The 21,451-nt window shown below is 33.7% G+C and carries 18 protein-coding genes; 13 read left to right on the plus strand and 5 right to left on the minus strand.

Annotated elements, in window-relative coordinates; all coding sequences use genetic code 11:
* Positions 1–26: 26 nt before the first annotated feature.
* On the minus strand, positions 27–263 hold the full coding sequence (locus C2I06_RS05490) for an aspartyl-phosphate phosphatase Spo0E family protein (RefSeq protein WP_123257635.1): 237 nt from the start codon (positions 261–263) through the stop codon (positions 27–29).
* A gap of 169 nt (positions 264–432) precedes the next feature.
* Here C2I06_RS05490 and C2I06_RS05495 point away from each other — a divergent pair, with 169 nt between their 5' ends.
* The 3 genes from C2I06_RS05495 to C2I06_RS05505 all read left to right on the plus strand — a co-directional run bounded on the left by C2I06_RS05495 (position 433) and on the right by C2I06_RS05505 (position 2,356).
* Positions 433–1,137, plus strand: a complete 705-nt coding sequence (locus C2I06_RS05495; protein ID WP_123257636.1) for a cytochrome c biogenesis CcdA family protein — start codon at positions 433–435, stop codon at positions 1,135–1,137.
* A 233-nt stretch (positions 1,138–1,370) separates the two neighbouring features.
* On the plus strand, positions 1,371–1,730 hold the full coding sequence (locus tag C2I06_RS05500) for a response regulator (RefSeq protein ID WP_095328506.1): 360 nt from the start codon (positions 1,371–1,373) through the stop codon (positions 1,728–1,730).
* 152 nt (positions 1,731–1,882) lie between these two features.
* Entirely contained in the window at positions 1,883–2,356 is a 474-nt protein-coding gene (locus tag C2I06_RS05505; protein ID WP_095328507.1) for a CcdC family protein, read from the plus strand.
* Positions 2,357–2,584: 228 nt separating this feature from the next.
* Here C2I06_RS05505 and C2I06_RS05510 read toward each other — a convergent pair whose 3' ends face one another.
* Complete coding sequence (locus C2I06_RS05510) at positions 2,585–3,136, minus strand: histidine phosphatase family protein (RefSeq protein ID WP_338134286.1); 552 nt, start codon at positions 3,134–3,136, stop codon at positions 2,585–2,587.
* A 165-nt stretch (positions 3,137–3,301) separates the two neighbouring features.
* Positions 3,302–3,565 (minus strand): phage holin family protein, encoded by a 264-nt coding sequence (locus C2I06_RS05515; RefSeq protein WP_095328509.1) that lies wholly within the window; start codon positions 3,563–3,565, stop codon positions 3,302–3,304.
* A 171-nt stretch (positions 3,566–3,736) separates the two neighbouring features.
* Here C2I06_RS05515 and C2I06_RS05520 point away from each other — a divergent pair, with 171 nt between their 5' ends.
* The 7 genes from C2I06_RS05520 to C2I06_RS05550 all read left to right on the plus strand — a co-directional run bounded on the left by C2I06_RS05520 (position 3,737) and on the right by C2I06_RS05550 (position 9,999).
* Positions 3,737–3,958, plus strand: coding sequence for a DUF1659 domain-containing protein (locus tag C2I06_RS05520; RefSeq protein ID WP_095328510.1), 222 nt, complete (start codon positions 3,737–3,739; stop codon positions 3,956–3,958).
* Positions 3,959–4,002: 44 nt separating this feature from the next.
* Positions 4,003–4,218 (plus strand): DUF2922 domain-containing protein, encoded by a 216-nt coding sequence (locus C2I06_RS05525; protein WP_095328511.1) that lies wholly within the window; start codon positions 4,003–4,005, stop codon positions 4,216–4,218.
* Between the two features lie 96 nt (positions 4,219–4,314).
* Positions 4,315–4,452 (plus strand): YvrJ family protein, encoded by a 138-nt coding sequence (locus C2I06_RS05530; protein WP_095328512.1) that lies wholly within the window; start codon positions 4,315–4,317, stop codon positions 4,450–4,452.
* A gap of 230 nt (positions 4,453–4,682) precedes the next feature.
* The gene (locus C2I06_RS05535; protein ID WP_031537602.1) at positions 4,683–4,883 is read left to right on the plus strand and encodes a cold-shock protein; all 201 of its coding nucleotides are present in this window, start codon (positions 4,683–4,685) and stop codon (positions 4,881–4,883) included.
* Between the two features lie 230 nt (positions 4,884–5,113).
* Positions 5,114–6,259, plus strand: a complete 1,146-nt coding sequence (locus C2I06_RS05540; protein ID WP_095328513.1) for an exonuclease SbcCD subunit D — start codon at positions 5,114–5,116, stop codon at positions 6,257–6,259.
* Positions 6,256–9,396: an AAA family ATPase gene (locus C2I06_RS05545; protein ID WP_123257638.1), complete on the plus strand. Its 3,141-nt coding sequence runs from the start codon at positions 6,256–6,258 to the stop codon at positions 9,394–9,396. Before C2I06_RS05540 ends, C2I06_RS05545 begins: the two co-directional genes overlap by 4 nt.
* A gap of 63 nt (positions 9,397–9,459) precedes the next feature.
* The gene (locus tag C2I06_RS05550) at positions 9,460–9,999 is read left to right on the plus strand and encodes a M15 family metallopeptidase (RefSeq protein ID WP_420915961.1); all 540 of its coding nucleotides are present in this window, start codon (positions 9,460–9,462) and stop codon (positions 9,997–9,999) included.
* Between the two features lie 132 nt (positions 10,000–10,131).
* Here the strand turns inward: C2I06_RS05550 and C2I06_RS05555 are convergent, their stop codons facing one another.
* Positions 10,132–11,178: a M42 family metallopeptidase gene (locus tag C2I06_RS05555; protein ID WP_123257639.1), complete on the minus strand. Its 1,047-nt coding sequence runs from the start codon at positions 11,176–11,178 to the stop codon at positions 10,132–10,134.
* A gap of 481 nt (positions 11,179–11,659) precedes the next feature.
* Here C2I06_RS05555 and ltaS point away from each other — a divergent pair, with 481 nt between their 5' ends.
* A complete protein-coding gene (gene ltaS / locus C2I06_RS05560) occupies positions 11,660–13,621 on the plus strand; it encodes a lipoteichoic acid synthase (protein WP_123257640.1) in 1,962 nt (653 codons plus the stop codon).
* Positions 13,622–14,081: 460 nt separating this feature from the next.
* Positions 14,082–16,406 (plus strand): RNA polymerase recycling motor HelD, encoded by a 2,325-nt coding sequence (gene helD / locus C2I06_RS05565; RefSeq protein WP_123257641.1) that lies wholly within the window; start codon positions 14,082–14,084, stop codon positions 16,404–16,406.
* Between the two features lie 114 nt (positions 16,407–16,520).
* Here helD and C2I06_RS05570 read toward each other — a convergent pair whose 3' ends face one another.
* Entirely contained in the window at positions 16,521–17,891 is a 1,371-nt protein-coding gene (locus tag C2I06_RS05570; protein ID WP_123257642.1) for a dipeptidase, read from the minus strand.
* Between the two features lie 171 nt (positions 17,892–18,062).
* Between C2I06_RS05570 and C2I06_RS05575 the strand changes: the two genes are divergently transcribed.
* On the plus strand, positions 18,063–21,416 hold the full coding sequence (locus tag C2I06_RS05575) for a hypothetical protein (RefSeq protein ID WP_164463631.1): 3,354 nt from the start codon (positions 18,063–18,065) through the stop codon (positions 21,414–21,416).
* Positions 21,417–21,451 lie beyond the last annotated feature (35 nt).

Here is a 21,451-nt window from a genome sequence, read left to right on the forward strand (position 1 = left end):
ATAAAATTAAACCGAAGTTCGCTAATCTAGCAGTGAACTTCGGTTTTTTTGCTTTTTCTCTTTTTAGATATTCCATTGTTTTTTGATTTTGGGAAAGCAGGAAACTTATTTTTTAAATTTATTTCATTATATTTATTTAGTAATACATCTAATTCTTGACTGCATATAATGGCTGAGGAAGATGAAAAACCATGTTTCATAGCAATTTCAATAAGCTCTGTACGCTTTAATTCAATTTGAGTAAGCAATTGCTTTTTTAGCATGGTTAATTTTCCTTTCCGTCTAAATTCTGTTATTTAATAAATGTTAAAGTGGAAATTAATTTACTTAATTATATCTATTTTTGGAAGTAAATGCAAAAATATCGCAAAGATACATATATAGGCTGTACAAGCATATAGTTATAAGAAATGGAGAAAGGAGAGATAGATAGTGGTAGATATAAATTTTTTTCTTGCATTAGGGGCAGGTTTTTTGAGTTTTATTTCTCCATGCTGTTTACCATTATATCCTGCTTATTTATCCTATATAACTGGAATGTCTAGCGGACAGTTAAAAGAAGAGAAACTACTTAATAATGCTAGTTTAATTCATACAATTCTATTTCTTTTTGGATTTTCGATTATTTTTATTGCCCTTGGTTTTGGTTCTTCCTTGATAGGAGAATATTTTAAAGTCTATCAAGAAGAAATAAGAAAGATTGGTTCGCTTATCATCATATTTTTTGGTCTAACTATCATTGGCTTAATAAAGCCTCAATGGTTAATGAAAGAATATCGGTTTTCTTTTAAGACCAGACCAACTGGTTATCTGGGATCCATTTTGATTGGATTAAGTTTTGCGGCAGGATGGACTCCCTGCAACGGTCCGATTCTAGCAGCGGTTCTATCTTTAGCAAGCCTGCATCCAGAAACAAGCTTACTATATTTAGGAGCATATATTATCGGATTTGCACTTCCGTTTATTTTTTTATCCTTTTTTATTTCTCATTGGAACAAACTTAAAAAGTATAGTGTACAGTGGACGAAATTTGGCGGATTCTTTATGATTGTGATGGGAATTTTATTGTATGTAGATGGGATGAAATGGTTAACACGTGTTATATCACCAATTTTTGGTGATTTTCAAGGTTTTTAATCATTACTCCATGCTATAATATTTAACAAGCACAATGGCAAGAGATTTAAAATAGGATGAATTACATAATTTTATACCATGATTTGTCAACTTTGATGCCGAAATACATTGAAATTATGATAAAGATTCGCTATATTGGATTAGTAATAGTAATAGTAATAGTAATAGTAATAGTATTAGTATTTTATTTACCTATTAGATATTGTGTTTTCGGTTGTTGAGGAGGAAGTAAGATGGCGCGAATATTGATTGTGGATGACGCAAAGTTTATGAGACTAACACTCTCAAATATTTTAACTAGATCGAATCATGAAGTTATCGGAGAAGGGGAAAACGGGAAGGAAGCAATAAGATTATATCGCGAACTGGATCCAGATTTGGTCACAATGGATATTACAATGCCAGAGATGAACGGATTAGACGCAGTTAAAGAAATTAAGAAAGAATTTCCCCAAGCAAAAATTATTATGTGTTCAGCAATGGGCCAGCAAAAAATGGTAGTGGAAGCAATTGAAGCTGGTGCGAAGGATTTTATCGTAAAGCCTTTTGATGATACGCGAGTATTAGATGCAATAAATCGAGTTTTAAAATAACAAATATAGTAGATGCTTTTATAGGATATGATATAATCATATCCTATCTTTTCTTTGTGTCTATTTATATAAATAGACAGTGTGCTGATCTTAGTGGTAAGATTAAAAGTATTCTTAAGGCAATGATAAAAGGTTAGTAAAGGGGTTTTTCTATGACTTCTGTCATAATTTCAACATGTATTGCAGTGTTTATGGGCGTCTCCGTTATGGTTATGAGAATGAAAGCGGCTAAGAAGCCAGTTTCACCAAAGAAAATTATATTGCCGCCTTTTTTTATGAGTACTGGAGCTTTAATGTTTATTTTTCCATACTTTCGTATTAGCGGACAAGAAATTTTAGAAGCAGCTATTGCTGGAATCTTGTTTTCATTTTTATTAATTAAAACAACAAAATTTGAAATAAAAGATAATGATATATATTTAATTAATTCAAAGGCATTTATCTATATATTATTTGGACTCTTAGCAATTAGAATTGTGGCAAAGTTTATTCTAAGTAGTTCCATCGATGTTGGCCCATTAGGCGGTATGTTTTGGATGCTTGCTTTCTGTATGATTGTTCCTTGGAGAATTGCCATGTTTATAAACTATAAAAAATTAACAAAGAATTTAAGTACAACTAACTAACAGGATATACAGAAAAATTAGCTGGATGAGTAGAGTAGTCATCCAGCTAGTTTTTTAGCTAGAAGAGATGAAGAAAGTGGTCAACATATGCACAAAGATTAGAAATAATAAATAAAGGCGATAAATAATTAGACAGCAGCAAGTTTCTTATATTTGATTTTGTTTTTGACTAAACGAAAGCAGACGATAATAGAAGATCTCTTCATAATCTACCTGTACTTAAAGCTCTTATAGTTTCCATAGCCGTTCATAAATTACTTTATTACCAACATTTTTTAAAAGGTATATATCAGGATTACTAAGATTTTGCCAATCATCAAACCCGAAATTTTTATTATAAAAATTTAAAAGTAATGACATTAGATTCCCATGTGTAACAATGATTGTATTTTCATGTTCATTATTAAAAACGTCTTCAATAATTTTTACTATTCGTTTCATCGCTTCCTGACTTGACTCTCCACCTTCAAATGTTAATTCGAAATCTTCAAAAGTTGCTTTTAGTTTATCCAACCAGTCAGAAAGACTTTCTGTGCTTAATACACGTTCTATTAATTTTCTATTAATCTCTATCTCTAAATTTAATCGCGTTGCAAGTGGCTCGATCGATTGAATAGCACGCTTATAAGGACTCGAAATAATACGGTCAATTTTAATTCCGGCAAAAAATTTAGATATTTCTATTGCTTGTTTAAAACCTTTATCAGTAAGTTGCGCTTCCGATGGTTGGCCTTTAGCCTCGCAATGTCTTATAATATAAACTTTTTTCAACAAGATCACTCCAATTATATGTAAATTTTCATAATATTTTAATGACACAATAAGTGAATTCACTAATTCAAATGATAGAGTCGATTATTCTTTTTGCAACAACAAAAGGAAAATCGACTCTATTTAGGTGATTGATCCTTCATTAAGTTATTCTGCTTTAATCTGTCATTATTGTCATTTAGATTTATCCTTAAATATAGTCTGCTTTGCAAGCTGGTGTCCAAATACAGATACGCCTGTTGCGATAATTCCATTTGTGATAGCTTCAAATGTCATTCCATAAGCAAAAGCTGCTAAAGAAATGGAGGTTAGAAGAAGAATCCAAATGATCAACCAATCAGAGATAATGGGTGTTTGTTTAAGTGCATAACCAATAATCCATAGGACCGGTACTAATATATAATAATGTTCCAGTAGAAAACTCTGTAACCATTCCAAAGTATCTTCCCTCCTTTATTTTATATGATTATCGTATGCACAGATGAGAAAATCGGATTGTTTACATAACCATTGTCATCTGCAGAAAGTACTATTTTCATGCTTCTAAAAAAACAACTGTCCTTTTTGACTTTTTCTCTCTATTTAAAAGTTGAAAGGAGGTGAGAGTTGATGGCCCAAGCGCTTTGGAATGAAGCAAGTTTAAAGTTGGCTTTTCTAAATGGAATGAAAGAAAATGGAGAGCCGAATCTTGTAACAAAGACGTTTAGAAATTTAAATGAAATGGCAACTCCAGAACAAATTTTTGCAGCTGCACAAGGGATGGCATCATTAGTGACCTATTCTTTGTACTCGGTTGAACGAAATGACACTTCTGAAATAGTAGAAGCATAGTGATTTTCACAGCAATAGTAAAAAAATAGAAAGGAGAAATTATAATGGCAAAAACATTAGAGATCACATTTGAAACGAGTAATGGAAAAACTTCAAAATTATCCCTTGAAAGCCCGATTGAACCAGTTAATTCTGAAGAAGTATTAACTGTCATGCAAAGTATTATTGCATCCAAGGTTTTTACTTCAAATAATGGTGATTTAATGGCGGTAAAAGGAATTCGATTAGTGGAAAGAATGGTAACAGATTATAAAATCTAACGCATAAATAGCAAGTTAAACAGCTTACCTATTGCGTCTGGGAATAATTAATCCGCCTGAAACGTAATAGGTAAACTTTATTGGGAGGCGTACAGAGTGGATGAGGTTATATCATTTATAAGCCAAGTAGGGTTTCCGATAGTTGTCAGCTTTTATCTGCTGAATCGTATCGAAACAAAGCTAGATATAATGATAAAATCTATTCAGAGTTTACCAGAATTAATCAAAAAGTAGTATATCGCTAAAAAAATAACCGAAATTTATAATTATCCGAAAAATGAAAGGGTTTTCTATTGACAATAATAGTTAAAACTGTTAAATTTACATTAACCGTTATTGACGTATTTAGTATGTTATTTATTCAATCAACAACTTAAAATGATAGATTAATAGCCAAATGCTTATGCGTGAAAATGGTAATTAAAAGATGAAGCTAGCAAGCTTTTTTAGGAGGATTTTTTTACATGAAAAACGGTAAAGTAAAATGGTTTAATGCAGAAAAAGGGTTTGGATTCATTGAAGCTGAAGATGGTAATGACGTATTTGTACACTACTCAGCGATTCAAGTTGAAGGCTTTAAATCTCTAGAAGAAGGCCAAGACGTTTCATTTGAAGTTGTTGAAGGTGCACGTGGACCACAAGCTGCTAACGTTACTAAAATATAAGGATAGCTACTCTTCATATATAAAAGGTCAGACCAAAAAATGGTCTGGCCTTTTTCTTTTGGTAATCTGTCAAATGAATAATGTCTTCTTTTATAGAAATAATTGGTTTACTCCTTCTCTGATATCCTCATCTTTTCATAGTTTGTTATAATAATAGAATATATTCTTTTATTTATAATTAATATACTAAAAAAGCGTAAGTTTTTTTCATAAACATAGAGGTGAAAGTAATGAAATTTATTCATACAGCCGATTGGCATTTAGGAAAATTAGTGCATGGTTTGTATATGACAGAAGATCAACGATTTATGCTGAAACAATTTATGGACCTAGTGGAGAAAGAAAAACCAGATGCAGTTATTATAGCCGGTGATTTATATGATCGCTCGATCCCTCCGACTGATGCCGTGAATTTATTGGATGAAGTATTATATTTTATTAATGTCGAGTTAAATACTCCGATTCTTGCGATCTCCGGAAATCATGATAGTGCCGAAAGATTATCTTTTGGAAGCTCTTGGTATCAGAAGAATCGTTTTTATTTAAACGGTAAAATAGAAAATAGCTTTACTCCGATTTCATTTTCTGGTGTGAATTTTTATTTAGTGCCATACTGTGAGCCGGTAGTGGTAAGAAAATTATTAGCGGATGATACTATTCTTAATCATCATGATGCAATGAAAGCAATTATTAGCAAGATCGAAAGTAATTTAAATATAAATGAGCCAAATGTATTCATCGGACATAGCTTTGTACTTGGCGGAAAAACAACAGATTCTGAGAGAATATTATCTGTTGGCGGATCTGGCTGTGTCGGTGCAGAATTATTTGCGCCCTTCTCTTATACAGCTTTAGGACATTTGCACAGTCCAGATGCTATACATCATCCAACTGTAAAGTATTCGGGATCATTGATGAAATATTCTTTTTCTGAAGCAAAACAGAAGAAATCAGTATCTATCATTGAAATAGATGAAAAAGGGAATTTCACGCAAAGCTATCAAACATTAATGCCGAAAAGAGATATGCGAGAAATGGAAGGATACTTAGAAGAATTGCTAGACGTTTCCTATTATCAGCAGCAAAAAGTAGATGATTATTTAAAAATTACATTACTTGATGAAGGGGCAATTCTTGATCCGATTCAAAAATTAAGACAAGTCTATCCCAATGTTCTTCATTTAGAAAGAAAAATAGAAAATAAAGACCGGAAAGAAAAGAGTATTTTACAAGTTCAAAAAGAAGTTCAAAAAAATGAATTAGAGTTATTCGCTTCTTTTTATGAAGAAATGACAACAGCCGATTTTACGCAAGAAAAACAGGAATGGATGACAACGGTCATTAACCAGGTTCTAAGAGAGGAGGGAGCGAAATGAGACCATTAAAGCTAACGATGCAAGCATTTGGCCCATATGCACGAAAAGAAGTCATTGATTTTACTGTTTTAGGAAATCGTACTATGTTTGTTATTTCAGGAAAAACGGGATCTGGGAAAACAACGATTTTTGACGGAATTAGTTATGCGATATACGGGAAAGCAAGTGGAGAAGACCGCAATGGTCCAGAATTAAGAAGCCAGTTCGCTGAAGACTCCTTATTAACAGAAGTCAGTTTTGAGTTTAAGTTAAAAGAAAACCGATATTTAATTACAAGAGCACCTCAGCAAGAGAAGAAAAAGGAAAGAGGAGATGGATATACAACTATCGGTGCTAAGGCAGAATTATATACGTTTGATGCAGATGGAAATGAACAACTTGTTGCCTCCTCTATCCGTGATGTCGATGAAAAAGTAAAAGAAATCATGCAAATAGATAGCAATCAGTTTCGGCAAATTCTAATGATCCCTCAAGGAGAATTTCGTAGATTGCTTACATCCGATAGTAAAGAAAAAGAAAATATCCTACAGCGATTATTTCATACGGAAATGTATAAGCGGATTGAAGAGAAGTTAAAGGAACAAGCACAAGCACTAAAAAAAGAAGTAGAACAAAAAGTGCTGTTACGTACCAATGCCTTATCGAAAATAACGGCAGTTTATCATCAGGATCTCATCACTCAATTGGAATCAGATCGTGATAATGATGTGGCGATTCTTCCTCTATTAAAAGAAGAAATTGTATTAATGGGAGAAGAGATAGAAAAGCTACAGAAAAAATTGGATCGGAAAAACACAGATCGAGATAGTTTGAAGCAACATTTATATGAAGCAGAATCTATATTAAAACAAATAAAGCTTAAAGAAGAGCTTTCTACCCGTTTAAAAGAACTAAATAATCAACAGAAGGAATATGCAGAAACAGAAAATAAAATTAATATGGCGCAAAAAGCAGCGCTTCTTGCCCAACAGGAAGAAATTTGCCATCATTTAAAAAAACAAATCGATGAAAGAAATTTAGAAGAGAAAATGATTCAATTCAAGTTAGAAAAGCTTAATAGTCAATTAAAAGAGGCAGAAAAACAACTAAATCAAGAGGTAGAAAAAGAAGTAGAACGAAAACAGTTGTCTGATTATCTTGTCGATTTAAAAAATATGGAGAAGGATGTCTTTCGTTTTGCGGAAGTAGAAGGAAAACTAAGCATTATAAAAAAAGATTTAGATAGTCTAGGGGCTAAGGAAGCGTTACTTCAAAATCAACGAAAAGAGAAAGAAGTAATGATACAAAATGTGAAAGAACGTTTAAAGCAGTTAGACGGAATAAAGGAAATGCTGCTAGAAAACAAAGACAAGCTCCGGAATTTACAATCTATCTTAGAGAAAATGAATGATTATTTAGAAGTACTAAATCGCACGATGAGACAAAAAGTAGATGCGGAATCAAAGGAAAAAATGCTAGACAATACACTAAGAAGAGTGGAAGATGCAAAAAAACTAGTAGAAGAACTGGAAAATAAATGGCTTATCAATCAATCATATATTTTAGCGAGCAGCTTAAAGCCAGACGAGGCTTGTCCAGTTTGTGGAAGTGTACATCACCCTGATCCGGCAACAAATAGAAATCATGAAGACAATGCAACGGAAGAAGACCGTAAGAATGCGAAAAAAGATTTTGAAGCAATAGAGAAGGAAAAGGCAAAAGCAGAAGCGGCTTGGCTTGAAGCAAATACACAGTGGAAATTATTAGAGGAAGATGCTCAAAATAAGCTAATGAAAGTGAAAGATATTTATCCGGATTTTACTAATGAAGAAAGTACGATAGCAGTAAATACGATTAAAAGCGAACTTCACAGAATTAATACCGAACAGAAGAGACTTGAGGAACAATTGACAGAAAGAGATAAGATGGAACAATCTCTTGTTAGTGCTGAGCGCCGCTATCATGAATTGCAATCTGAGCTTGAAAAAATAGCAGTGGTGATGCGAGAGACTACTATCCAATACACAGAACATAATACCACATGGAAAAATATGAAAGATGCTATTCCAGCTGAACTGCGTGATCTATCTCGGTATAAAACAGTGTGGAAGGAAAGTTCGCTTCAGTTAGAGAAGTTAGAAGCTCAATTAAAGTTAGCGCAAGAAAAAGTGCAGATGACGAAAGAAAATTGGCAAAAAGAATCCGTCCGTTTCGAAAGTGTACAAAAACAAATTAAACAGCTCACTGATAGCTTGCAGACAGAAAGAGAGATTTTTTTAGAAAGCATGACAAAGCAAGGTTTTCCAACCTATCGCTCTTATTCAGATAGTAAATTGTTGGAAAAGGAAGTAGAGAAGCTCAAAGAGTCAGTACAAGCTTACCGAGAAGAATGTCGGTCTGTTTCCGATCGATTAAAGGATTTAGAAAATACGCTTAAAGATATTACCATTCCGAGCATGGAAGATCTTCAAAATAAGCTTAAGACTATTATCGAAGAAGCAAATAAATTGCAGGAAGAACATACAAATATGTTAATAAAGCAAAAAGAAAATAAAGAAATATATAATCAGGTGATTTCAATAAATCGACAAGTAAAGGATCTGGAAAATCAGTATAAACTTGTCGGTCACTTATATGATATTTCCAGAGGACAAAATGCTCAACGAATTACTTTTGAACGCTATGTATTGGCTTCTTTCCTGGATGAAATATTGCTTCAAGCCAATAGCAGATTAAATAAAATGACAAGCGGACGATATCAGCTTGTCCGCAAGAGTGACCGATCAAAAGGAAATGTCCAAAGTGGTTTAGAGTTACTCGTATTTGACCAGTATACAGGCCAAGAAAGGCATGTGAAAACACTGTCAGGAGGAGAAAGCTTTAAAGCTTCACTTGCCCTAGCGTTAGGATTGTGTGATGTTGTGCAAAACTTTGCTGGTGGTATTTCCCTTGAAACGATGTTTATTGACGAAGGTTTCGGTACATTAGACCCAGAATCATTGGATCAAGCAATTGAAACATTGATGGACATCCAAAATTCAGGTCGATTAGTTGGGGTGATTTCCCATGTTCCAGAATTGAAAGATCGAATGGAAATTAGACTCGAGGTAATCGCTGGGCAAACGGGAAGTACTACGCGATTTGAATATTTACGATAACGAAATGAAAGAATCATTTTGGAGGAAAACCTAATAATAACTTTAGAAGCTGGGAGCGGTATTTTGCGAAAAAAAAGAAAGAAGCATGGAAGAAGCCTATTAATTATATTGATTTTTTTCTTTATTCTTCTATTATATTGGAAATTAAACCAGCCTGATTATAGGGATGTTCCAATGCCTGTTGAATTAAACCCGGTTGTAAATGAAAAGAAGGATATTCTTGTTAAAAAAGCTGGTGATATTGGAATTCGGGTAGTTATCACAGAGGACTTCAGGAGTGTAGAGGAACAGAATCGCTTATATGAACAAGGAAGAACGAGAGAAGGTTCCATTGTCACAAATGCAAAAGGAGGCCAGTCGTATCATAATTATGGACTAGCGATTGATTTTGCTCTTATGGATATTAATGGAGTCGTTATTTGGGATATGAAATATGATGGTAATGGGAATGGCAAAAGCGATTGGTCAGAAGTGGTTGAAATAGCGAAATCTTTAGGTTTTCAATGGGGTGGCGATTGGGCAAACTTTAAAGATTATCCCCATTTTCAAATGGATTTTGGTTTAACAATTGAGGAATTGCAAAAAGGGAAAAGGCCTGAATAACAAAAAAGAGGGTGACTCATAATAAAAGATGTCATCCTCTTTTTTCTATTAAGAAACCACCATCTATCTATCCGGACGCATTACAATTACATTATGTGAACGTCTTAAAGCTCATTGGTAGTTGGCTAGAAATTAGACTAAATCACTTAACAGGTAATGATAAATCAATTGACCAGTTGCCTCAATAGACGAAAAGTGGGTGCGTTCGTATGCATGAGAGGAATCGATACCTGGTCCGATTAATGCATGTTTAATATCATGACCAGATCGTATTGCGGCAGATGCATCCGATCCATAATATGGATAAATGTCTAATTGATAGGGAATTTCGTGTTTTTCAGCTAATTGAACAAGATTTTTTCGTAAGGCATAATGGTATGGTCCACTACCATCTTTCACACAGATGGAGACAGTATACTCGTCTGTGGATTGTCCGTCTCCCATTGCCCCCATATCAACAGCCATATATTCGATTGTTTCGATTGGAATATTTGAATTGCCGCCATAGCCAATTTCCTCGTTATTGGAAAGAAGAAAATTAGTTGTATACGGAAGCTCAATATTATTTTCCGTTATTTTTTTCATTAATAATAACAGAATGGCCACACTAGCTTTATCATCTAAATGCCTAGATTTAATGAATCCAGATGGGGTAATCTCCACCCGCGGATAAAAAGAAACAAAATCACCAACAGAAATGCCTAGTTTTTTAACATCTTCTTGGTTTTTTACGATTTCATCAATTCTAACTTCCATATTAGCTTGATTGCGCTCAGCAGTTCTTGCTTCCTTATATACATGAACTGATGCTTGATGAAGGAGAATTGTCCCTGTATATGTCTTGCCAGAAGAAGTTTCAATTATACAATTTTCTCCTTCAATGCTGTTATACGTAAATCCGCCAATTAAATCTAAGCGGAGGCGACCATTTGCTTTGATTTCTTTCACCATAGCACCAAGTGTATCAACGTGCGCAGTCAACATCCGCTGCTTTTCTGAGATTTTGCCTGGAATAGTTGCAATTAATCCCCCTTTATTATTTCGATATGTTGAAATATTTGCGCTATGTAAGTATTTTTCCATTAATTGAATAATGGTTTCTGTGTTTCCTGAAGGACTTGTAACATTCAATATTTGTTCTAATAAATCGAAATATTCTTTTTGATCAATTTGTACCAAGTAGAATTCCTCCTTTTAATATCCTAATCATTATACTATTAATAATGGAAAGATTAAATATGCTTATCCGCTGTTTAACTTACTTATTCCTAGGGTAGTAAGAAAGAACTGTGAGTATTTACCATTTTCCTTTTGCGAAAAAAATGTTAGTATAAATTCTTGTCGAAAAAACACAAAACATGTGCTTTTCTTTCTTTTTTTCGTATAAATATAGATATTGCTGGTAATATTCATTAATTTAATGTAAGATGTGGTTAATTTGAAATCTTCTTAATGTAAATTTACATTAATAGGAAGGAAAAGAAATGACCATTTTGAAAATGATGTGTTATAATGGATTACGTCATTTCATCATCTGCTACTTCTGAAAGAAGATGAACAAAAAGAAGGGCAGTAACATATGTAGATAAGGTAGCACTAATTAAGGGAAAATAAACATTATATTAAGAGGTATTAATTATTTGAATTGAGGTGAACGGGATTGAAAGGTACGGTAGAATTATTTCGCAAATTTTTAACAAAACATTCTTCTTTCTTTTTAATCGCCATATTTTTATTTTGGATGAAAACGTATATTGGATATAAAGTAGAGTTCAGCATTGGCGTACAGGGACCTATGCAGGAATTTCTACTATTTATTAATCCATTGAGCTCAGCGCTGCTCTTTATTGGACTTGCTTTATTTGTTAAAGGGAAAGCACAGCCTATCTATATTACGATTATTACGGCATTAATGTCAGCATTATTATATGCAAATATAGTGTATTATCGCTTCTTTACGGACTTTATAACAGTTCCGGTAATAACGCAGGTTAAGGTAAATGGTGGACAATTAAGTGATAGTATTCTATCGTTACTTAAACCTTATGATATACTTTATTTCCTAGATGTAATTATTTTAATCGTATTACTTGCAACTAAAGCGTATAAACCTACGGTACAAAAAAATAGAAGAGCAGCAAAATCCGTTTTTGCACTAGCTATTTTAACATTTGTTATTAATTTAGGTTTAGCGGAGGCAGATCGCCCGCAATTATTAAGTCGTTCATTTGATAGAAACTATCTAGTGAAATATTTAGGTGCATATAACTTCACAATTTATGATATCGTCCAAAATGCGCGTTCAGAAAGTCAAAGAGCATTGGCGGACAGCAGCGATATTACGGAAGTACAAAACTTTATTAGTGCTAATTATGCAGAGCCAAATGACAAATACTTCGGAGCTGCAAAGGGTAAAAACGTTATTTATGTTTCATTAGAGTCTTTACAAAGCTTTATTATTAATTACAAATTAAATGGAGAAGAAGTAACACCATTTTTAAATTCACTTATCAAAGATGACAATACGTTCTATTTTGATAATTTCTTCCATCAAACAGGACAAGGAAAAACATCTGACGCAGAATTTATGATGGAAAATTCTCTATATGGAATGTCCCAAGGAGCTGTTTTTGTAAACAAAGCGCAAAATACACTGCAATCAGCACCAGCTATTTTAAAAGGGGAAGGATATACCTCCGCTGCATTCCATGGAAATTATAAAACTTTCTGGAATCGTAATGAAATGTATAAAACGATTGGATATGATTATTTCTTTGACGCAGAGTATTATGATATGTCAGAAGAAAATACAAAAAACTATGGTATGAAGGATATACCGTTCTTCGAACAGAGTATGCCTCTGCTTGAAGGGTTAAAGCAGCCATTCTATACAAAGTTTATTACACTATCTAATCACCATCCATTTGAAATGGATGAGGGGGATACTGACTTCCCAGCAGGTGACTTTGGTGACAATGCTGTAAACCATTATTTCCAATCTGCTCATTATTTAGATGAATCAATCCGTTTATTCTTTAAAGAACTTAAAGAATCTGGTTTATATGATAATTCAGTGATTGTTATGTATGGTGACCATTATGGAATTTCTGAAAATCATAATAAAGCAATGGCAAAAGTACTTGGTGAAGAGGAAATCACACCATTTATGAACACGCAGTTACAACGTGTACCATTATTTATTCATGTACCAGGTGTAGAAGGAAATGTCGTAAGTAAATACGGTGGCGAAGTAGATGTAATGCCAACGTTAATGCATCTTCTCGGTATTGATACAAAGGACTATTTACAAGTTGGTTCTGATTTGCTTTCTAAGCAGCATCGTGAAACTGTTCCATTTAGAAATGGTGACTTTGTTTCTCCTACACTAACGAAGATAGGCGATAACTATTATGATGCTAATGGCGAGTTAGTGGATGAAGAAAAAGGAAAAGAACAAGCGGAAGCAGCAGCTGCTGAATTACAAGCATCTGATAGCATCGTGACGAAGGATTTATTGCGATTCCATAAACCAGATGGATTTAAACCAATAAATCGTGAGGATTATAATTATATAAAAGGTAATACTAGCAAGGCTGATTCAGAGGAATCAGCGGAAGAATAAGCAAAAAAAGTCTCTTTCCAGTGAGTGGAAAGAGATTTTTTTGCTAATAAACATAAAAATATTTTATAATCATTTTTGCTATATCTGGTTATCAGACAGGAGAGGTTGAAATATTTTCTTTAGGTTGCAGGCTATTTATCATTATTTCGGCTTATGGATCTATCAAGATTTTATGAACGTGTAGGAGTCCATTTTTGTCTTTCTGCTTAAAAATGAGCGAAGGAGTTAGGTTTAATCAAACGGAACATGGCAAAAATATAACTAAACACATAATAAATCCCATATCCGTAAAGGATATGGGATGTCTTTTATTATAATAATGGTAATTTGTTGATAGATATGTTAAAATAAATGAATCTGTTAGTGAATTCATTTTTAGAAAAGAATATATTATTTCTATAATAATGATATCACAAAATGATTCTGCTTGTCAAGATAATTTATTAGGGGTGGAGACACTATGAACAATAAGGAACAACTAGAAAAAGACCAGGAACAAAAACGAATAGATTTCGTTCGTAAACAAATTGAAGAGAAGCTAACAGTATTAGAAACTGATATTAACCATATTGGCGGTGATGTAAGTCAGCTGCGTTCTAGTTTCTGGGAAGATGTTACTGTAAATTTAGATGAACCAGATGATGTCATTGAAACATTTACAAGTATTAAGCAGCAAGCAGAACTACTTGGTGAGCGGGAGCGAACATATGGACAGATTCATAAACAACAAAAGATTCTTCATAAATTAAAGGATTCTCCTTACTTTGGAAGGATTGATTTTAAGGAGGAGGGGGAGGAAACTGAACCAGTTTATATTGGCATACGTTCATTTATGGATAAAAAGAATGAAGAGTTTTACATATATGATTGGAGGGCACCGATTTCTAGTGTTTATTATGATTATTCACCAGGACCAGCGTCTTATCAAACACCAGGTGGTAAAATTAATGGGGAATTATTGTTAAAAAGACAATTCATTATCCGTGATGGAAAGCTAATCAGCTTATTTGATACTGGTGTTACTATTGGAGATGAATTATTACTAGAAGTGCTTGGTAATAATGCCAACTCCATGATGAAATCAATTGTTGCTACTATTCAAAAGGAGCAAAATCAAATTATTCGAAATGATAAAAGTAAATATTTGCTTGTACAAGGAGTTGCTGGAAGTGGGAAAACTTCCGCGGCTTTGCAACGAGTTGCCTATTTACTATATAAACATCGAGATACATTAAAATCGGATAATATTATGCTATTTTCGCCAAACCCATTATTTAATAGTTATGTTTCCACTGTCCTGCCAGAGCTGGGAGAAGAGAATATGCGTCAGTCTACCTTTTATGAGTATTTGCAATCAAGGATTGGCAAATCTTATCAAGTGGAAGACTCCTTTTCTCAATTAGAGTATTTGTTAACAGAAACAAACAAGGCAAAAAAAGCGCAAAGATTAATAAGTATTCAATATAAAAGTAGTGCTGCATTTAAAGAGCTAATCGATGAATATCTTCAACATCTGCAGAATGATGGGATTGTATTTAAGGATATTATGTTTCGGAAAAAAGTATTTATCTCTAGCGAAGAACTGACGCGAAAATTTTACGAAATGGATAGCACTATTACGATTCCCAATCGAATGCAATTATTAATTGAATGGGCGCAAAAGGAAATGAAAAAACATGCTAAAGCAGAAAGAAATCAACCTTGGGTGGATGAAGAAATTCAGCTGTTAGATAAAGAGGAATATTTAGAAGCATTCCATGCATCTGAAACGAAAAATGGAAAAGAGCAAGAATTTGCGTATTTTGAGGAAGAGGAAAAATTTTTACGCAAGATTATTGTAAACCGACATTTTAAATCTATTTATGCAGCCGTAAAAAAAATGAGGTTTATTGATTTTGCTGCTATATACAAAAATATTTTTCATTTAGCATGTCCTAAAGAGTTATCAAAGGAAGAGTGGCAAACGATAGGAATACAAACGATTGCTAATCTTAATCAAAGCTTCCTTGCGTATGAGGATGGAACTCCTTTTGCTTACTTAAAAGATAAACTAGAAGGCAAAAAATCAACGTCTGGTATTCGCCAAGTATTTATTGATGAAGCACAAGACTATTCTGATTTCCAAATTAACTATTTGAAGGAACTTTTTCCCTATAGTAAAATGACGCTTTTGGGCGATATTAACCAAGCTATCTATGCACACCATCACAATGAGATTGTTGGAAATGAAGAGAGTGAAGAAGTTGAACGAATAGAGTTAATGAAAAGTTATCGTTCAACAAAGGAAATAATTGAGTTTACAAGAGGCTTGACTGTAAATGGAGACTTAATTGAACCATTTAATCGCCATGGTGAAAAACCTGCAGTCGTAAATGCGGCAAATAGTGAAAAGAAAATAAAGAACATCCAAAAGAAAATAGAAGAGTGGATGGAAAAAGGCCATAAAACAATTGCGATCATTTGCAAAACAATTGAAGAAAGTAAGGAAGTATATAAGCGACTTAAAGCAAAATTGGATGTTCGTTTGATTCAAAAAGGAACGACTTCTTATGAAAAAGGTATATCTGTGATACCAGCCTATTTAGCAAAAGGAATAGAGTTTGATGGAGTTATCCTTTATAATGCTTCCAGCTATGAAGGCGAATTAGAGAAAGAATTATTTTACACAGCTTGTACAAGAGCAATGCATGAACTGACTATGTATATAGAAAACGGAAAACAAAATGAGTATTTTGAAAAAATAGATCATACAACCTATGTCTATGAAGAATTGGAAATTAATTAGCTAAATTTGTAGTTTAAAATACAGCTCCCTTTATCTATGCTAATGGCGGATTATCCTTCAAAGGAGCAGGGAGACGGGAGCTGATTTGATATTTAGTGTTAGTTCGCGCTATTTTTACCAAACCTCTGCCAGATCGAACCAGTAATGACAGATGGTTTCTAAGCCTTTGTCATAGTTTTCGAGATGAAAATGTTCATTTGGAGCATGGAAGTTTTCATCTGGTAAGCCGAATCCCATTAAGACAACTGGTAATTGCAAAATTTGATCAAAAGCGGCTACGATAGGAATAGAACCTCCACCGCGTGTATAGGAAGTAGGTACTTGATATACTTTTTCATACGCTCTTCCAGCTGCTTGAATAGCTTTATGATCAAAGGGAGTAACATAGGGATTGCCTTTATCAAATAATTGAACCGTTACATCCACTCCTTTTGGCTTATGCTTTTCAATATGCTTCTTCAATAAAGCAACAATTTCATCTGGATCTTGCACTGGAACTAGTCTACATGTTATTTTTGCTCTCGCTTCAGAAGGGATAACTGTTTTGACGCCCGTTCCTTGAAATCCACCTTTAACTCCATTTATCTCAAGGGTTGGGCGTACCCAAAGTCTTTCTAAAGTAGTGAACTCTTTTTCTCCAAACAGGGAAGGAGAGCCGGTTTGTTCGATAATTGATTCATCTGTGATATCCAATGCTGTAAAAGCAGCTTTTTCCTGCTTTGTTAAAGGAGTTACCCGATCATAAAAGCCTTCGACAGAAATGACTCCATTCTCGTCATGAAAACTTGCTAATAGGTGGCTTAAAGCTGTAATAGGATTTTGAATTGCTCCTCCAAATAACCCAGAATGCAGATCACTTTTTGGACCTTTTACATAGATTTCCATCCCACATAATCCTCTTAAGCCATAGCAAATCGTTGGTTTCCCTTTTTCCATCATCCCTGTATCTGAAATAACGATGACATCGGCACTTAATAAATCTTTATTTGCTTCTACAAAAGACGGTAAGGCTGGACTGCCGATTTCCTCTTCTCCTTCGATGCAGAATTTAATATTTACTGGTATTGAACCTGTCGTTTTAAGAATTGCTTCGATTGCTTTAATATGCATAAAAACTTGGCCTTTATCATCACTGGCTCCTCTAGCATAAAGCTTTTCGTTACGAATTTCGGGTGTGAAGGGAGGAGATTCCCATAATTCGAGGGGATCAACTGGCTGAACATCATAATGTCCATACACCAATACGGTCGGCTTCCCTTCCTCATGTAGCCAATCTGCATAAACGACAGGATTGCCGCTTGTTTGATGAATGGCAGCATTCTCTAATCCAGCTTTTGTTAAAGCGTGCACTAACCATTCTGCGGTTCTTTCAATATCTGTTTGATGTTCAGGAAGGGCACTAATACTTTCTAATGATAAAAAGGAGAATAATTCCTCTAAGTGCTCTTTTCTTTTTTCTTTTAAATATTGTTGAATAACATCCATTCTATCCATTCCTCCAATTATTTCGATATGGAAAATAAATTCGCTTATATAAGAAGAATATCCTCTTTTTTTGAAAATAAAATATATTGAAAAATAAATAACTTTATTGTAAAATTACACCATTAGTTTAAATGGTATGAAATGCATGTGATTATAGAAAGGATGCATAAAATGCAAAAAAATATGGTTATTTTTTTTAATCGGATGGTAGAATCATTGTATTCGAAGGAATATATAACAGAAACGAGTTATACCGATATTAAGTCTGGTTTCCAAAAGTATTTAGAGGACGAGGCGATAAAAGAAAATGGAGAAATAGAAGAAAAAGTAAAAGTAAAAGTAATGGAGAAACAAGAAAAGAAAAAGCAGCCTTCCATACAAAAGAAACAACATACTCCTGAACAGCTGCGCGAACGAAATATAGGGGTGTTGCTTTATTTAGGAGTTTTTCTATTATTAATAGGTGGATTAGTGGTTGCAACTAGTAATTGGGACTCTATGCCCGGTTGGTTGAAGGCAGTATCTATTTTCTTTGTTTCGATCTTATTTTTTGGTTTTGCCATGTTATCGAAAAAAATAATAAAGATCGACCATACAGCCTTTGCTTTCTTTCTTCTGGGGAGTCTTTTTCTTCCAATAGGATTTTTGTCAATAAGCTTTTTTCAGTTAGCAGGTGACTATCTTTCTATATATGGCGAGGGACGTTTCTTATTAGGAGTAATCGCTGGTTTGGTACTATTCCCTATATATGCAGCTTTAGCGATTTATTTAAAGTCCCGTCTCTATAAAATACTAACGATTGGGACTATCACTGGAACGATTGCCTTTCTGCTTGCTTTTTTACCATTAGCACTAGATGGATTCTTCTTCTTTATGATCATTTATCAATTTATAACCATCTATGTTTTATTAAGGTATCAGCACTTGAAATGGATTAATTATTTTCAGAAGGAACTCACACCCATTGTTCAAGTGCAATTAATCTTAACTGCTTTATTTATGACTTTTCTGTTTGAGAGCAGTGTGATAAATGGCTTTTACTATTTGATAATCAGCAGTCTATTTATTATGACCGTAGCATTAACGAAACGAAAGCATGATCATTTTTACATAACTACTGCTATAGCCTTTGGGCTTTATCGAATTTTTACCTATCCAATTCTAGAAGACTTATTGCCAATAGCCTTTGCTTGCTTTAGTATTTTCCTTCTTTCTTTTGTCTTTATCTTAAAAGGAAAGATAGAGTGGGGGAAAGTTTGGGAGTTTACAAGCTTTGTCATTGCTCTGGCAACATTTTTCGTAACCATTCTTTTTTATTGGGAACTTTTTCTCGCTGGAAGTTTGTATTTAGTGTTTGCCTATCTCTTACTGGCTGTAGAATTCATCCTTTTAGCAAAAAGGCTAACATATGTAATTATTCGTTATTTGCCGGTTCTCTTTATCAACCTAGCTTTATGGAATCTTGCTCTGTTAATTCCATTAATAAAAGATCTCGACAGTTTTTTCCTTGTCAGCTACGGGATTAATATCGGGCTTTTATTTTTGCTAGGGATTTTTAATAATTGGTATCCATTACAGGATATTAGAAAACCTTCTGCCATTTATAATATTGCCTGGATGGTACTAATAGCCTTTTTATCAACAGCAATCTTTTTAGGGAAATGGTATATACCTTTTATGATAGCAGGAATTGCCCTAAGTCTATATAGCGGCAGTCGTTTCATAAAAAATAAAAGGCAGCAGCAACTTCTTGCCTATATAATTCCGTTTACTGTTTTTTGTGTTTATTTTACAACAGCAGAATCCATTAGCTTAATCCAGAAGCAAGGACTTCCATTGTCAATAGCATTAGGAAGTTTAGTTACCATCTTAACGGGAAGTATATATGAAAAAATCGATAAGCAGATGGGGAGAAACGGCTATTTCATTGGACAAATCATGTACGGATTTGGATTGCTGTTAATTTTGGAATATTTCATACTAAACAAATGGGTGGCTACAGGAATATATTTAGCGTCAATTTTTATTTTTTATGATTTGTACCGAAAAATAAAAAACATCCTTATAGCCTGGTTAATCGGAATCGTTAGTTTGATTAGCTATTTCAGTCTTGTAGGTTCTATTTGGAACACAGATACAATTGTTTTTGAACTACTTATGAAGTATGGCTGGATTGGTCTGTTTATGCTGTCTTTAGGATTAAAAAACACATCATTCAAGCTACCGTTTCTCACACTTTCCCATATTTATATTATCGGAAGTATTATCATTGATCGATTAATAATAGAAAATAATTCCTTCCTGCCGTTTATCTATTTATTCATTGCTTATAGTATAAGTGTCTATTTAGTAGCGAATAAATATGTAAAAATGACATTTCGATATGGTAGCTATCTATCTAGTTATTTCTTTATAGCAGCGGCTTTTCCTTTTGGCTTTGCAGGAGGGAATGCTTATAACATCGCATTTACGGTAATGTCAATGGCGTTATTTGGGATTTATTATCTGAAAAAAGAAAAGAAAGAGCTTGTTTTCTTTTTCTTACCATTTAGTTCAGTTGGGATAATATATTGGATGTTTGCATCACCTTTTACTATCATAACTTACACCATCATCCTTGTTTATATTGCACTCCTGCTACTTATTATCCATCTAGAAAAATTATATCTTGTTTCGTTTATTGGAATAGTTTTCCTATTTATGAATAATGAAGTATTCATGCATGATTTTCTGCCAATCGATCGGTATCTGTTTACGCTGGTTTGGGGAGTTATATTTATGCTTATTAGCACTATTGTATATCCATTCATTACAAAGTGGCAGGAAGAAGGAGAAAAGTGGATTGATTTTTATTTCCTAGCAAGTTTTCTTACCATTTTCTCTTTATACGTAATAGAAACAAATTTAAAGTGGGATAATGTTATTCCGGGAGTGTTACTCGCATTGCTAGTATTTATCCAAAAAAATAGGGTGGGGAAAGAAATTAAATGGGTACCTCAACTTATTGGGTTGGTTACACTCCTGTTGCCATATTACTCTATGTTATCAATTATTTCTATCCAGGAATATATCGAGACAGAGCTAAAAGTATTACCAGTACTTGTCGTCATGGTTGCCGCAAAGAAGATCGTCAAGCATGCGTCCGGACTACTAACGAAGATCGAATGGGGCGTTGTAACCATTTCGGCCTTGCTCTTAGCAATGGATGGCTATCTCTCTCATACAATCTATGATGCCATCATTTTGGGTGGGCTTGCGGTAATATCCATTTTATCAGGATTTTATTTCCGCTATAAATCTTATTTCTTTGTGGGAATTGGTGTATTAATATTAAATGTATTATTGCAAACTAGACCATATTGGGGTAATTTTCCTTGGTGGGTATATTTATTAATCGCTGGAACTATTCTAATTACCATTGCAAGTATGTATGAAATGCAAAAGCAAGGAAAACAACCAAAAATATTCACAAAAATACTTTTGTGGAAAAATAGAATAAGGAAGTTTTTAAAAACTTGGAAATAGCCTAAGTTTATGAAATTCCGCCATAGCACACGAAG

It is taken from the genome of Niallia circulans (assembly GCF_003726095.1).
Lineage (GTDB): Bacteria > Bacillota > Bacilli > Bacillales > Cytobacillaceae > Niallia > Niallia circulans_A.

Bases quoted from the DNA above. Each gene is read 5' to 3' on its own strand.
- C2I06_RS05500 (WP_095328506.1), top strand. From the start codon at position 1,371: ATGGCGCGAATATTGATTGTGGATGACGCAAAGTTTATGAGACTAACA.
- helD (WP_123257641.1), top strand. From the start codon at position 14,082: ATGAACAATAAGGAACAACTAGAAAAAGACCAGGAACAAAAACGAATA.
- C2I06_RS05570 (WP_123257642.1), bottom strand. From the start codon at position 17,891: ATGGATGTTATTCAACAATATTTAAAAGAAAAAAGAAAAGAGCACTTA.
- C2I06_RS05490 (WP_123257635.1), bottom strand. From the start codon at position 263: ATGCTAAAAAAGCAATTGCTTACTCAAATTGAATTAAAGCGTACAGAG.
- C2I06_RS05525 (WP_095328511.1), top strand. From the start codon at position 4,003: ATGGCAAAAACATTAGAGATCACATTTGAAACGAGTAATGGAAAAACT.
- C2I06_RS05535 (WP_031537602.1), top strand. From the start codon at position 4,683: ATGAAAAACGGTAAAGTAAAATGGTTTAATGCAGAAAAAGGGTTTGGA.
- C2I06_RS05540 (WP_095328513.1), top strand. From the start codon at position 5,114: ATGAAATTTATTCATACAGCCGATTGGCATTTAGGAAAATTAGTGCAT.
- C2I06_RS05575 (WP_164463631.1), top strand. From the start codon at position 18,063: ATGCAAAAAAATATGGTTATTTTTTTTAATCGGATGGTAGAATCATTG.
- C2I06_RS05545 (WP_123257638.1), top strand. From the start codon at position 6,256: ATGAGACCATTAAAGCTAACGATGCAAGCATTTGGCCCATATGCACGA.
- C2I06_RS05505 (WP_095328507.1), top strand. From the start codon at position 1,883: ATGACTTCTGTCATAATTTCAACATGTATTGCAGTGTTTATGGGCGTC.
- C2I06_RS05520 (WP_095328510.1), top strand. From the start codon at position 3,737: ATGGCCCAAGCGCTTTGGAATGAAGCAAGTTTAAAGTTGGCTTTTCTA.